The 13811-nt window shown below is 61.8% G+C and carries 13 protein-coding genes; 7 read left to right on the top strand and 6 right to left on the bottom strand.

All coding sequences use genetic code 11. The annotated features are described in order from the left end of the window. Positions 1–7: 7 nt before the first annotated feature. The gene (locus tag HX790_RS04245) at positions 8–2392 is read right to left on the bottom strand and encodes a TonB-dependent siderophore receptor (protein WP_176991274.1); all 2385 of its coding nucleotides are present in this window, start codon (positions 2390–2392) and stop codon (positions 8–10) included. A gap of 197 nt (positions 2393–2589) precedes the next feature. Between HX790_RS04245 and HX790_RS04240 the strand changes: the two genes are divergently transcribed. Next, complete coding sequence (locus HX790_RS04240; protein WP_056857506.1) at positions 2590–3300, top strand: response regulator; 711 nt, start codon at positions 2590–2592, stop codon at positions 3298–3300. Beyond that, positions 3297–4682 (top strand): ATP-binding protein, encoded by a 1386-nt coding sequence (locus tag HX790_RS04235; protein ID WP_099548572.1) that lies wholly within the window; start codon positions 3297–3299, stop codon positions 4680–4682. The genes HX790_RS04240 and HX790_RS04235 overlap by 4 nt, the downstream gene beginning before the upstream one ends. A gap of 125 nt (positions 4683–4807) precedes the next feature. Here HX790_RS04235 and HX790_RS04230 read toward each other — a convergent pair whose 3' ends face one another. The 4 genes from HX790_RS04230 to HX790_RS04215 are packed head-to-tail and all read right to left on the bottom strand — an operon-like array spanning position 4808 to position 6492. Next, positions 4808–5020, bottom strand: a complete 213-nt coding sequence (locus HX790_RS04230) for an SEC-C metal-binding domain-containing protein (RefSeq protein WP_017137184.1) — start codon at positions 5018–5020, stop codon at positions 4808–4810. Continuing rightward, positions 5017–5499, bottom strand: a complete 483-nt coding sequence (locus HX790_RS04225) for an LEA type 2 family protein (protein ID WP_017137185.1) — start codon at positions 5497–5499, stop codon at positions 5017–5019. The genes HX790_RS04230 and HX790_RS04225 overlap by 4 nt, the downstream gene beginning before the upstream one ends. Positions 5500–5519: 20 nt before the next feature. Beyond that, a complete protein-coding gene (locus HX790_RS04220; protein ID WP_017137186.1) occupies positions 5520–5990 on the bottom strand; it encodes a YchJ family protein in 471 nt (156 codons plus the stop codon). A 4-nt stretch (positions 5991–5994) separates the two neighbouring features. Beyond that, positions 5995–6492, bottom strand: coding sequence for a DUF6231 family protein (locus HX790_RS04215; RefSeq protein ID WP_017137187.1), 498 nt, complete (start codon positions 6490–6492; stop codon positions 5995–5997). 190 nt (positions 6493–6682) lie between these two features. On the opposite strand from HX790_RS04215, the gene HX790_RS04210 reads away from it, so the two are divergent. The 3 genes from HX790_RS04210 (at position 6683) to HX790_RS04200 (ending at position 8555) form a co-directional block, all read left to right on the top strand. Further along, the gene (locus HX790_RS04210; RefSeq protein ID WP_176991273.1) at positions 6683–7378 is read left to right on the top strand and encodes an OmpA family protein; all 696 of its coding nucleotides are present in this window, start codon (positions 6683–6685) and stop codon (positions 7376–7378) included. Between the two features lie 132 nt (positions 7379–7510). Next, a complete protein-coding gene (locus HX790_RS04205; protein ID WP_017137189.1) occupies positions 7511–7804 on the top strand; it encodes a DUF1145 domain-containing protein in 294 nt (97 codons plus the stop codon). Continuing rightward, positions 7797–8555, top strand: a complete 759-nt coding sequence (locus tag HX790_RS04200; protein ID WP_026013715.1) for a hypothetical protein — start codon at positions 7797–7799, stop codon at positions 8553–8555. The genes HX790_RS04205 and HX790_RS04200 overlap by 8 nt, the downstream gene beginning before the upstream one ends. A gap of 105 nt (positions 8556–8660) precedes the next feature. Here HX790_RS04200 and HX790_RS04195 read toward each other — a convergent pair whose 3' ends face one another. Further along, positions 8661–9125 carry a CopD family protein gene (locus HX790_RS04195; RefSeq protein WP_017137191.1) on the bottom strand — a complete coding sequence of 155 codons (465 nt, stop codon included), beginning with the start codon at positions 9123–9125 and terminating at the stop codon, positions 8661–8663. Between the two features lie 99 nt (positions 9126–9224). Between HX790_RS04195 and dinG the strand changes: the two genes are divergently transcribed. Both dinG and HX790_RS04185 read left to right on the top strand, forming a co-directional pair. Further along, positions 9225–11369: an ATP-dependent DNA helicase DinG gene (gene dinG / locus HX790_RS04190; RefSeq protein WP_176991272.1), complete on the top strand. Its 2145-nt coding sequence runs from the start codon at positions 9225–9227 to the stop codon at positions 11367–11369. Positions 11370–11483: 114 nt separating this feature from the next. Continuing rightward, a complete protein-coding gene (locus tag HX790_RS04185) occupies positions 11484–13781 on the top strand; it encodes a beta-galactosidase (protein ID WP_176991271.1) in 2298 nt (765 codons plus the stop codon). Positions 13782–13811: the final 30 nt, after the last annotated feature.

Raw genomic sequence — 13811 nt, 5'->3', positions numbered from 1 at the left:
GGGGCAATCAGAATTCATAATCGACACTGGCGGTGAGCGTGCGACCGGCACCTGGGATGCCGTAGAGCTGGAAGCCGTCGAGGGACGCGCCGACCTGGCTGTAATAGAACGTGTTGAACACATTGTTGAGGTTGAGGTTGACCGTGGTGTCCTTGTTCACCTTGTATTGCGCCGCCAGGTTGCTCAGCCAGTAACCCGGGGCTTTTTCGTGGTCGCGGGTGTAGATCGCATACACGCCGGACGGGCCGTTGGCGTAGCTGCTGTTGTTGTTCAAACCGCCGACATCCTTGTTGTCGCTGTAGCGGCGACGGCCCACGTATTGCTCGCCGTAGCTGAGGCTCAGGGCGTCGGTGACGGCGTAGGTGGTCCACAGGTTGGCGGTCAGGTCGGGGACGTTCTTGGCTTCCGCGCCTTTATTGATACCTTTGGTCTGCGTGCTTTTGAGCGCCGAGAAGCCGGTGTAGACGGTCCAGCGCGGGGTGATGTTGCCTTGCAGGCCGAGTTCGATGCCGTCCACACGCTTGGCGGGCAGGGCGCGCACCGGGGCGGATTCGCCGTCCTGGTATTCCCAGGCGTTGTCCAGTTCGGTGCGGAAGATCGCCGCCGTGACATTGAGCCTGTCGTGGGCAATGTCCCACTTGGTGCCGATCTCGTAGGTTTTCGACTTGGCCGGGCTGTAGTTGCTGGTGGTGGACGCGCCGTAGATCTGGTTGTTGGTGGACGCGCCCAGCGCCGACGGTTGCGCCGCCTCGCTGTAGGACACGTAGATGCTGCCGTTCGGCAATGGCTTGTACACCGCGCCGACGCGACCGCTCACTGCGCCGTCGGTGCTGCTGATGTCGGCTTGGCCGCGCTGGCTGGTTTGCGCGCGCCAGTTGTCGTAGCGCAGCGAGCCGAGCACTTGCCATTGCTCGTTGAGGGTGACGGTGTCGCCCGCGTAGACACCGGCGTTATCGATCACCGAGCGCGGGTCGCCTTCGCCTTTGGTCACGTAGGTGCTGGCGAAGCTGTGGCTGGGGTCGTTCATGTTGAAGAGCAGATCGCCGGCCGGCACTTCGGCGTTGCGTTTCAGGCCGCCGTAGGTCTCGTGATAGAACTCCAGGCCGCTGACCACGGCGTGCTGCAGGCTGCCGGTGTTGAACGTGAAGCTGAAGTCGGTCTGGTTATCCAGGATGGTGTAGCGCTTGGACAGGCCAAAATCGCTGCCCCGCAGGATGCCGTAGCCGGTGTTGCTGTTGTTCACGTAGTCGGTGTAGGCATTCACCGTGCTGCCGGGCACTTGGCTGATAGGCCCTACGCCGGTGTAGCCCAAGGTCGCACAGCGGGCGCCGGTGCAGGTTTTTTTACCGCTGGCATCGGCGACGAAGAAGCGTGCCGGCGACAGCACGGCGAAGTTGTCGCTGCGTTCCCAGCGCGTCTGGTTGCGCAGGTGGGCGTCGTGCCAGTCAAAGTCATGCTCGAAGCGGGCGGTCAGCGAGGTGGTTTCGTTCTCCTGGGTATAAAGGCTGGAGTCGCCGTACCAGTCGGAGCGTTTGACGCCGGGCATGCGGTGGCCGTCGGTGCCGCGCTGGATCGGCACGCCGCCGTCCGGGGTGTTGGTGTCTTTCTGGTAAAAGGTGTCGACGAAAAAGCGCGTGTCGGTGCCCAGGCCGAAGCCGAACGAGGTGGCGATGCCCCAGCGGTCGTAGTCCACGTCGTCGCGGTCGGCCACTTGGTTGTAGTGCTTCATCAGGTTGATACGTACGGCGGCGGTGTCGGTCAGCTGTTTATTGAGGTCGGCGGTGAGGCGACGGTAGCTGTCGGTGCCGATCCCGGCGGACACCTTGTTGGCATCGCCCAGGTGCGCTTCTTTGCTCACCAGGTTGACGCTGCCGCCCACGGCGGAAACGCCGGACTCGATCGAACCCGTGCCCTTGAACACTTCGGCCTGTTGCAGGTTGAAAGTGTCGGTGCGTGTGGACATGCCCGCGTCGCGCACGCCGTCGACGGTCAGGCTTTGCTCGGAGGAAAACCCACGGATCGAAAACAGATCGCCCCAGCCCAGGTTGCCTTCGCCGGACATGAAGGTGATGCCGGGCACGTTGCGCAACACTTCCTGCAAGGTCTGCGCGTTCTGCTCCTTGAGCACCTGCTGCGGCACGATGGTCACGCTTTGCGGGGCGTCGAGCAGCGGCTGGCTGATTTTGGCCGAGGTCACGCGGTCGACTTTGAAGGTGGAGGTGGCTTCCTGGCCGTCGACCTTGATTTGCGGCAGGCTTACCACCGAATCATTCGGCGTGGCGGCCGGCGCATCGGCCCAGGCGGTCGGCGCAACACTGCCGGCGGCGAGGAAACCGAACATCGGTGCCAGGGTTGTGTGCAGCGTGTGACGTTGGGGCGTGGGCAATGACATAGGTGATGATCCGAGTCTAAATTACAATTACTCTCATTCAGGTTCGGTAGTCTAAAGAGCGATTCCGCCTGCCATACCCTGGCTTTGTATCGCTGATGCGTGATTATGGTTTCCCACAACATTCCATTACATTTGCGTGTATCGCTGGATGAACTTTCGGCTATCTCCTGCGTTTTGAGTTTTCGGATTGACTGCCCATGGCCAAGCTTGACCACCTGCTGATCGTTGATGATGACCCGCAAATCCGTCAGTTGCTTTGCGACTACTTGAGTGACGCGGGGTTTCAGGTGTCCACCGCCGCCGACGGCAAGGAAATGCGCCGCCGCCTGGCGCTGAATGTGATCGACCTGATCGTGCTTGACCTGATGCTGCCTGGCGAAGACGGCTTGAGCCTGTGCCGCGAACTGCGCGTCAGTTCCAACACGCCGGTGGTGATGCTCACCGCCAAAGGCTCGTTGATCGACCGCATCGTCGGCCTGGAAATCGGCGCCGACGACTACCTGCCCAAGCCGTTCGACCCGCGTGAGTTGCTGGTGCGAATCAAGGTGGTGTTGCGCCGGGTGCAGAGCTTTCCCGATCGAGCACGCCTGGATGAAGCACCGAGTATTCGTTTTGCCGGCTGGCAACTCGACACACGGGCGCGGCAATTGCTCACGCCCGAGGGCGTGGTGGTGAGCCTGGGCAACTCGGATTACCGTGTGCTGCGCCTGCTGTTGCAGCACCCCAACCGGCCGTTGAGTCGCGACTTTTTGCTTAACCATGTCTTCGACAAGGACAGCACGCCGTTCGACCGCTCCATCGACGTGTGTGTCAGCCGCCTGCGCTCGCAGCTGCCGGCGGGGCTGATCAAAACCGTGCGCAACGAGGGTTACATGCTGACTGCCGATGATGTGGTGCTGGAGTCGTGAGACTGCTGCCGCGTTCGCTGTTCGGGCGGCTGGTGCTGATTCTGGTCAGCGGCATGCTCGCGGCCCAGGCGCTGACCAGCAGCATCTGGTACGACCGTCGGCATGGCCAGGTGCTGGAGATTCCTGCGCGGTTGATCGCCACACGCCTGGCAGACGTGGTGCGCCTGGTACACAGCGACCCGCAGCAGGCCGACCAGTTGATCAAACTGCTCAACACCCCGCATTTTCAATTGACCTTGAGCGATCAGGCCAGCAACACGCCGAGCACGTTGACCGACAGTGACCGGCCCACCGAGCGGCTGATCAAGCAGGTGCTGACGGAGAAAACCGGTTCTGCCCAGACCCTGATGTTGCTGCGCCTGTCTCTGGTTGATGGCGAAGGGCAAGGCGCCGGGCTCTCGACCCTGCTCAGTTCCAAGCCGGTCATCGGGCAGTTCCTGATCGACCTGCGCCTGCCCGATGGGCGCTGGTTGCAGGTGGACGCCAGTGAGGAGCAGGGCTGGACCAGCACGTCGCCGCTGGACTTGCTGTTCGACTACGTGATGCGCATCTATTTGCTGCGCGTGCTGGTGCTGGTGATCATCGCGTTGGTGGCGGTGCGCCTGGCCATCCGCCCGCTCAATGCCTTGGCCAAGGCCGCCGAAGCCCTGGGCCGGGATATCCAGCGCCCGCCGTTAGCGTTGGACGGCCCCACCGAAGTGCGCCGCGCCGCCCAGGCGTTTAATGCGATGCAGCAACGGTTGATAGCCAATATTGCCGAGCGCACGCGCTTTCTGGCGGCGATTTCCCACGACCTGCGCTCGCCGATCACACGCCTGCGCCTGCGCACCGAAATGCTCGAAGACACGCGCACCAAGGAGCGGTTTCGCAGTGACCTGGAAGAAATGGAACACATGGTGTCCAGCACCCTGGATTTTGTCAGCAGCGGCGAAATCAACGAGACGCGGCAGAACATCGACATCAATGCCTTGCTGCAAAGCCTGCAGGCCGACCTTGAAGACGTGGGCGAAAGCGTGACCATTGTCGGTCGCGCCCGGCAACCGCTGCCGGGCTATGCACGCAGCCTCAAGCGTTGCGTGCAGAACCTGCTGGAAAATGCGGTGCGTTATGGCCGAGAAGTGGTGGTGCGGGTTGAGGATCAGGTGGACAGTTTGAAAATCGTCATCAGTGACCGTGGCCCAGGGATTCCCCAGGAGCAACTGGAGCAGGTGATGGAACCGTTTTACCGCATCGAAGGCTCACGCAATGCCGACACGGGCGGTTACGGGTTGGGGCTGAGCATTGCGCACACGATTGCGCGGGCGCATGAGGGGCGGTTGAGTTTGAGTAATCGGGAAGGCGGGGGGTTGGAGGTAGTGTTGCAGTTTCAGAGAAAGCTCTGATCTGAAATACGGAGCAAATGTGGGAGCTGGCTTGCCTGCGATGGCGGTGGGTCAGCTGACACATTGTTAACTGTCAGACCGCCATCGCAGGCAAGCCAGCTCCCACACTGACTGCATTCAGGGCATCAGGCCCCGTGGCACTTCTTGAATTTCTTCTCACTGCCGCACGGGCACGGATCGTTGCGACCCACGTCCTTCAACGCGTTGCGCACCGGCTCCTGGTGAGCGTGGCCGCAGTTCGGGCCGTGGACATGGCCGTGGTCGTGATCATGGCCGTGATCATGCTGATCGTGATCGTGGTTGCAGTCAGGACCATGGACATGGGGTTGCTGAGTCATCGATGTCGCTCCGGAATAAAATCACCGGGGATTATCTCGCCATTGTGGGCGACCTGCACGTCATTACCGATGAATAATCCGGTTTTCAGCTCGCCTTCCAGGCGATAGGGCACGGGTTTGGTCGGGTTTTTGAGCATTTGCACCACATCGCGGATCTTCGGCCAGAGGTTGGTGCGCACCTTCACCCGAAAAAAACCATGACTGCGCGGCGGTATGGTCAGCCATTCGTTGGACTCGCCTTCGGTCAACACAAAACCGCCCAGGCTGACCTTATAGATCAGGCCGCGCACCGTGAGGTCGGCGTCGTCGCGGTTATCGACGCGAAACCACAGTTTGAATTTCTGCTCCAGCAGTTTGGCCCGTACCACCTCGACTTTCACCAGGGCGACGTGGGGCGTAGGCGCATCGTCTTCAAACCACGACGCGCAGCCGCTGAGACTCAAGGTCAACGCCAGCATCAAGCTGTACATCCGAAGCATGGCGTTTTCCCTGTGGGCGATTAGAGGTAGCTGGAACAGCACTTCTTGAATTTTTGGCCACTGCCGCACAAACATACATCATTGCGCCCGGCCTTGAACTCAACCGTCGGATCGATGAAGTACCAGCGCCCGTCATTCTGTACGAAAGACGACTGCTCACGGTGGCTGTGTTCGCCGGTGCTGTCATGCCAGCGTGCGGTAAAGGTCACGAATGCATGTTCCGGCTGGCCGCCGAACACTTCCGAACTTTCCACCTCCAGGCCCAGCCAGGTGCTCTGCGCGCTCCAGGCGCTGATCGCAATGCGGTCCAGGCCGGCTTGCTGCGCGGGCAAGGTTGTGGCCACCAGGTAGTCCACCAGGCCCAGCACATAGGCGCTGTAGCGCGAGCGCATCAGCGCGGTGGCGCACGGCGCCGGGTGGCCGGCGTGATAGTGGCCGCAGCAGGCATCCAACAGGTTGCCGCTGCCGCAGGGGCAAATGGATGTACTCATCGGGTTACCACCAATACTTTCCAAAATTTTCCGGGTTGGCCCAGAAACGGGCGTTGAGCCAGTCGGGCACCTGTTTGTAGTCAAGCAGATCATAGGTAAACAGTGTCAGTACCTGCTCGTCGCGCTGGAAACGCTCGCCGGCTTGCAGGGCCAGGGAGAAGAAGTCGGTGTCTTTCCAGCCGCAGGCGCCCAGGTCCACCAGCACCGCAATGCGGCTGCTATTAAGGTTGCGAATGCCGCCGAGCAAGGTCAGGCCTTGCGGTTTTGACAGGTGCTCCAGGCAGTCGACCACCAGCGCCAGGTCAAAACGCTGCGCCGCCAGTTCTGCCGGCAACGGCCCGGGCGGGGCGATGGCCACGATGGTGTCCGGGTGCTCGGCCTGGAACGCCTCCAGCGCCGGAAACTGGCTGGCGCCCAACAACAACAGGCGTTTGGGCTGGTGCAAGTCGAGCAAAGCGGCCAGGGCTTGCTGGGGTGTACGGGAAGAAATACCAGCGGTCATCACAGATCCTCACATCAGAACCCTAGAGACTAGCGCGGCTGAGCGTGCGGGCCTAGAGCGGGCGGCAGCGAAAAGTCCTACAAATGCGGCGATCCTCAATGAAACCGGGGGTGTGGCGTACTGGCGCAGATGAAAAGAGCGGTCTTTACTCCACCTGTCGGCCCCCGCCGATCCCCTCAGGAGAAATCACATGAGCATCATGCGGACAGCTCTACCCTTGGTTCTGCTAACCGGAGTATTGACAGGTTGCGCAGGGTTGCAAAAAACCGATTGGCCCACCTGTGCAGCAGTCGGTGGTGTGACGGGCGCTGCCATTGGCGCCACTGAAAGTTCAGCCTATGCGGGCGCAGGCGCGCTGTTGATCGGCGGCATGGCCGGCGCCTATTGCTGGGTGCATGGCGATGGCGACGAAGATGGTGACGGTGTGCCGGACAGCCGCGACAAGTGCCCTGGCACGCCAAAAGGCGTGCAGGTCGATGCCAATGGTTGCCCACCCGCACCGCCGGCCGCCGTGGTTGAGGAAGTGGTGGTGGTCAAGGAAGAAACCATCGTGATTCGCGATGTGCACTTCCAGTTCGATTCGGCCAAGTTGACGGCAGCGGACAAAACCAAGCTCGACATCATTGCCACTCGCCTGAAAAAAGAAGCCCCAGGCGCGCAACTGCGGGTCAGTGGGCATACCGACAGCGTCGGTAAAGATGCCTACAACCAGAAACTCTCGGAAAAACGCGCTCATTCGGTGACGGATTACCTGGTCAGCTCCGGTGTGCCTCGCAGCAACTTTGTCTCGGTGACCGGTGCTGGCGAAAGCCACCCAGTGGCCGACAACAAAACCGCTGAAGGGCGTACGTTGAACCGTCGCGTGGAAATCCAGATCAACCGCTGACAGCCCTTGCCCCTGCGGGCACCGCAGGGGCATTGCCGGCGAGCCCTGGCAAGTTTTTTCATCCTTCACTGGCAAATCGCCTGCAGAAGTCGGTACTGTGCGCCCAAAGAATAATAGGCAGGGGCATGCGGGATGAAGGTGTTTTGGGGGCTGGGAAAGTTTCTGACGTTGTTGTTCTGGGTAGTGGTGCTGGTCAACCTGTTCCGGCCGCTGACGAATCCGTTTCACCTGTTGGTCAGCCTGGCCGGCAGTCTGTTGATGCTTACCCACCTGCTTGAATTGCTGTTGTTCAACAGCAGCTTGAAACACCGTGCCCACCCTTGGCGTGACCGCTTGCAGATTCTGCTGGTGGGGATGTTCCATGTGCGGGGCCTGTCGGCGCCTGCTGCGGTTAATGAAACGAACGAGGAGGCCAATCATGCGTAAGGTTTTTCTGTTGGCCCTGTTGGTCAGCCCCATTGCTATGGCGCAGAGCGTCAGTGTTGAAACCAACTCGCTGATGCGCCTGCCCAGCAGCACCAGCGTGTTACAACTGGAGCGCCTGGATGTGGCGGACTACGGCACGTTGCTGGTGCCGGCGACCATCAGCCAAGTGACCGTGGATGAGTTGCACCTGGGTCGCGAGGCGCGTATCACCATCGCCCCCGGCAATACCGCGCTGCAATTGCAGGTGCGTAATGCGCAACTGGAACATGGCAGCCAGATCACGTCGCGCGGCGCCCCCGGTACCCACGAAAAGCCGGCCAAGGCCGGGCGTGACCTGGTGCTGCGCATTAACGCGCTGACCGCCGAAGAGCTGTCGGTGGACGCGCGTGGCGGCGCCGGTGCCCAAGGTTATGCCGGCCTCGATGGCGCCAACGGTGTGGACCCAGGCTGCACCTGGGGTTCCGCCGGGCGTGGTGCCAATGGCGATAACGGCGGCGACGGCCTGCCGGGCGCGTCGGGGGCGACTGTGCGGGTCGAGCTGCCACAGAGCTTCCCGGCCGAGCAGATCAAAGTGTGGGTCGACGGCGGGCCGGGTGGCTTGGCCGGTACGGCGGGCAAACCGGGCAAAGGCGGGCAGTCCAAAGGGTGCCTGGTGTACCGCGCCGACGGTGGTGATAAAGGCCGGCCAGGGCTGGAAGGCCAGCCGGGGCCGGCTGGGGCTGCGGGTGCTGTGACCATTCAGCGGTTGTGAGTCGTTTGGGCTGACGCCATCGCGGGCAAGCCCGGCTCCCACAGGTTGGAATGCGTTCCATATGTGGGAGCCGGGCTTGCCCGCGATGGCGGACTAACAGCCGCCTCAGAACATCGGCCGCGCCGAAGCAATCGCCACCACCACCAACCCCACGATCAAATTAATCCCCACCAATTTGCGGATCTGCCCCAGCGCAGCCGCGCCCGCCGGCCAATCCTCAGCCGCCACCGCTGTGCGCAGTTCCGGGAACTTCAGTGCCTGGATGCGGATAAACAGCGCCGTCATCACCAGATACAGACCCATCATCACCTGCACATAGCGCGGCGCAGTCTCAAAACCACTGAAGCGCAGTTGCAACAGGCCGATGCCGCTGATCGGCAAAATCAGCACCGCGACCCAGACCCACACAAAAAAACGCTGAAACACATTTGCCCACAGCTTGAGCCGGGCAGGGCCTTCAAGTGCCGCCATGGCGGCGGGGCGCAGGATCATCCAGGCGAAAAACATACCGCCGACCCAAACCAGGGCGGCCAATACATGCAGGGTGTAAGCGAGGCTAAACGCGGTCATTGTGGTACTCCGTTCTGCGCGGGATTAATTAGCGGGGTATGATAGCGGCCGATCCGAACCACTGAAAATTTATCCAGCGTTTTTTGCGCCCGACTATCCATGATCAGCACTGAACTCAAAACCACGATCCAGGGCGCCTATTCGCGTTTTCTCGAAGCCAAGAGCTTGAAACCGCGCTACGGCCAACGCCTGATGATCGCCGAAGTGGCCAAGGTCCTCGGGGATATCGACACCGACGACGAAGGGCGGCGCAGTGGCGACCCTGCGATTGTGGCTGTCGAGGCCGGCACCGGCACCGGCAAGACCGTGGCCTACAGCCTGGCCGCGATCCCTACCGCCAAGGCTGCCGGCAAGCGCCTGGTGATCGCCACCGCCACTGTCGCCCTGCAAGAGCAGATCGTCTACAAAGACCTGCCCGACCTGATGCGCAACAGCGGTCTGAACTTCACTTTCGCCCTGGCCAAGGGGCGTGGGCGCTACATGTGCCTGTCCAAGCTCGACGTGTTGCTGCAGGAAGGCCATGCGCAAACCGCCACTGCCTCCTTGTTCGAAGAAGAAGGCTTCAAGATCGAGGTGGATGAAGTCAGCCAGAAGCTGTTTACCAGCATGATCGAGAAGCTGGCCGGCAATAAATGGGACGGCGACCGCGACAGCTGGCCCACCGCTCTTGAAGATTCGGACTGGGCACGCCTGACCACCGACCACAGCCAGTGCACCAACCGCCATTGCCCCAACTTCGGCCAGTGCGCCTTTTACAAGGCCCGCGAAGGCATGGGCAAGGTCGACGTGATCGTCACCAACCACGACATGGTACTGGCCGACCTGGCCCTGGGCGGCGGCGCGGTGTTGCCGGACCCGCGCGACACCCTCTACGTATTCGACGAAGGCCACCACCTGCCGGATAAGGCAATTGGCCACTTCGCCCATTACACGCGCCTGCGTTCCACGGCCGACTGGCTGGAAACCACTGCCAAGAACCTCACCAAACTGCTGGCCCAGCATCCGCTGCCCGGCGATTTGGGCAAGTTGATCGAGCAAGTGCCGGAGCTGGCGCGGGAGATCAAGACTCAGCAGCAGTTCATGTTCAGCGCCTGTGAACAGGTCGCCGACTTCAAACCCGGCGAAGACGTGGAGGGCCGTGAGCGGCCGCGCCATCGGTTTGTTGGCGGGTTGATCCCCGAGCATATGCGCGAAATGGGTATTGAGCTGAAGAAGGGCTTTTCACGCCTCACCGACCTGTTCACACGCCTCACCGACTTGCTCAAGGAAGGCATGGATGGCGAGGTCAATATCGGCATCGCCAGCAAACAGGCCGAGGAGTGGTACCCACTGTTCGGCAGCCTGTTGTCACGCTCCCAGGGCAACTGGGAGCTGTGGACCGCCTTCACCGTCGAAGACCCGGAAGACAACCCGCCGATGGCGCGTTGGCTGACCCTGTCGGAAAGCGGTGCGCTGTTCGATATCGAGGTTAACGCCAGCCCCATCCTCGCCGCCGAAATGCTGCGTCGCAACCTGTGGAACGTGGCTTATGGCTGCCTGGTGACCTCGGCCACGCTGACGGCCCTGGGCACTTTCGACCGTTTCCGCATGCGCGCCGGGCTGCCGAAAAAAGCAGTGACGGCCGTGGTGCCGAGCCCGTTCCACCATGCCGATGCTGGCGTGCTGCGCGTACCGGACCTCAAGGCCGACCCACGGGATGCGGCCGCGCACACGGCGGCGATCATCCGCGACCTGCCCGAATTGGTCGAAGGTTCGCGCGGCACACTGGTACTGTTTTCGTCACGTAAACAGATGCAGGACGTGTTTGACGGCCTCGACCGTGACTGGCGCAAACAGGTGTTTATCCAGGGCAACCTGTCCAAGCAGGAAACCCTCAACAAACACAAGGCGCGGGTTGATGGCGGCGATTCCAGCGTGCTGTTCGGCCTGGCCAGTTTTGCCGAAGGCGTGGACTTGCCCGGCGCCTATTGCGAGCACGTGGTGATTGCCAAGATCCCGTTCTCGGTACCGGATGACCCGGTCGAGGCAGCCTTGGCCGAGTGGATCGAGGCGCGGGGCGGTAACCCGTTCATGGAAATCTCGGTGCCGGATGCGTCCTTGAAGCTGGTCCAGGCCTGCGGTCGCTTGCTGCGTACCGAGGAAGACCGCGGCACTATCACCTTGCTCGACCGCCGTTTGGTCACGCAGCGCTATGGCAAAGCTATCCTCAATGCCTTGCCGCCGTTCAGGCGCGAAATTTCTTAAGCCACTCATTTATTAAGCTGCTGTGGGCGAAGTCGCCCACTTCGTGGTCTATCTCACTGCCAACGCTTTATGTCATCAGGCCAGTTATCGGCCGATTGGGAGAACCTTGTTCGTATGATTCGCACGCTGCCTGCTCTTTTTGCCCTGTTATTCGCTGCGCCCTTGATGGCCGCGCCTGCCGGGCAACAAACGCTGTTCAACTTCGTCCGACCTGCCGATGTGGTCAAGGTGGCGACTCAGGACGCCAGCCTGCCGCAATACAACGCCGAACAAACCCCCGAAGGCGAGGTGTTGCGCCGCATCACCTTCAACCCGGCGGCCGAACCGAGCCTGGTGCTCAGCCCGCAGGCCGGGAGCTGGGACTGGTCGCAATCCGGCGCCATGAGCCTGCGTATCCAGAGCGCCATGGACTGGGCGTTGACCCTCTATGTCAAAGTACAGAGCGTCGACGGCAAGACTCTGTTCAGCCGTATCGACCTGCCGGCCGGCCCGGCCCAGACCCTGTTGATCCCGTTGCAAGCCAACTCGCCGCTGAGCCAGGGCATGAAGGCCGGCCCGCCCATGCCGATCACCCTGGACGGCCAGCGTGTATTGCTGGCCGCCAGTGCTGGCGAGATCGACCGCAGCCAAGTGGCCTCGGTCACCTTGTCGATGCTCAAGCCCAACGTCGCCCAAAGCATTTTGCTTGAGCGTTTTGGCGTGCAGGACAGCGAGCCGGTGCTGAAGGCGGTCTACAGTGAGCTGGTGGACGCTTATGGCCAGTCCACCCGTGCGCGCTGGCCGGAAAAGGTCAGCACTGACGAGCAACTCAAAGCCGCAGCGGCCAAGGAGCAGCAACAGCTCAAGGGCTGGCTGGCCGAGCGTGACAAATCCGCTCTGGACCAATACGGTGGCTGGAACAAAGGCCCGGCGTTCGACGCCAGTGGTTTTTTCCGTACCGAGAAGCGTGACGGCCGCTGGTACCTGGTGACGCCGCAAGGCCATCCGTTCTATTCGTTGGGTGTTAACACCGTGGCACCGGACAACAACCAGACCTACGTGGCCGGCCGCGAGTGGATGTTCGCCGCGCTGCCCAAGGCTGGCGAACCGTTCGACAAGTACTACGGCAGTGGCGATAACCGGGGCGGCAACGGTGCCGATCAGGGCCGCGGCTTCAATGTCGGGCGTTGGTACGATTTTTACGGCGCCAACTTGCAGCGTACTTATGGCGGCGAAGGTTTCGACCAGAAGCGCTGGGTCAGCCACACCCTCGACCGCCTGCAAGCCTGGGGCTTCAACACCGTGGGCAACTGGAGTGATGAGGACCTGGCCCGCGCCGACCGTGTGCCCTACACCTTGCCGCTGTCGATTGTCGGTGACTACGCCAGCATCAGCACTGGCACCGACTGGTGGGGCGGCATGCCGGACCCGTTCGACCCGCGCTTTGCCATGGCCACCGAACGCGCCGTGGCCATTGCCGCCCGCGACCACCGTGATGACCCGTGGCTGATCGGCTACTTTGCCGACAACGAGCTGGCCTGGGCCGGCCCCGGCGATGATCCAAAATCCCGTTACGCCTTGGCCTATGGCACGTTGCGCATGACCACCGACGTACCGGCCAAACGCGCATTCCTCAAACAACTGCGCGACAAGTACCGTAACGAAGAAGGCCTGTCGAAAGCCTGGGGCATCCACCTGGCGGGTTGGGAGCTGATGGAAGACCCAGGCTTCGAGCCGCCGATGCCGAGCCCCGAACACCCGGAAATCGAAGCTGACTTCAAATATTTCCAGAAGACCTTCGCTGATGCCTACTTCAAAACCATCTCCGATGCGTTGAAATGGCACGCGCCCAACCAGTTGCTGCTAGGTGGTCGGTATGCCGTCAGCACGCCCGAGGCCGTGGCGTCCTGCGCCCAGTATTGCGACGTGCTGAGTTTCAACATGTACACCCTGAAGCCGCAGGACGGTTATGACTTTGCTGCCTTGCGCGCGCTGGACAAGCCGGTGCTGATCACCGAGTTCAACTTCGGCTCGGCCGACCGTGGCCCGTTCTGGGGCGGCGTGACACAGTTGGCCCGTGAAGAAGACCGTGGCGTGGCGTACAGCAACTTCCTCAAGCAGGCCATGGCCGAGCCATCGATTGTCGGCGTGCATTGGTTCCAGTACCTGGACCAGCCGGTCACCGGGCGTCTGCTGGATGGTGAGAACGGCCACTTCGGGCTGGTGGGCATCACCGATGTGCCGTTCCAGGGCTTTGTCGAGAGTGTGCGTAAAAGCAACCTGGCGGCGGTCGACCAACTGGGCAAGGAGGCCGAAAAAGCCAAGGCGGCCAGCAAGGTTCGCGAGAACGAAGGCGGCAAGTCCGGGCAAGAAGGCAAAGGCGCGGGGCAGGGCGCCGGGCATGCGGGTGGACACTCTGGAAATGGCCATTGATTCATCACTGACGGGTTCACAAAACCTGCA

Origin of the sequence: Pseudomonas sp. IPO3747, assembly GCF_013385245.1 — a bacterium.
Taxonomy (GTDB): Bacteria; Pseudomonadota; Gammaproteobacteria; order Pseudomonadales; family Pseudomonadaceae; genus Aquipseudomonas; species Aquipseudomonas edaphica.
This window is presented reverse-complemented; position numbering and strand designations above follow the sequence as displayed.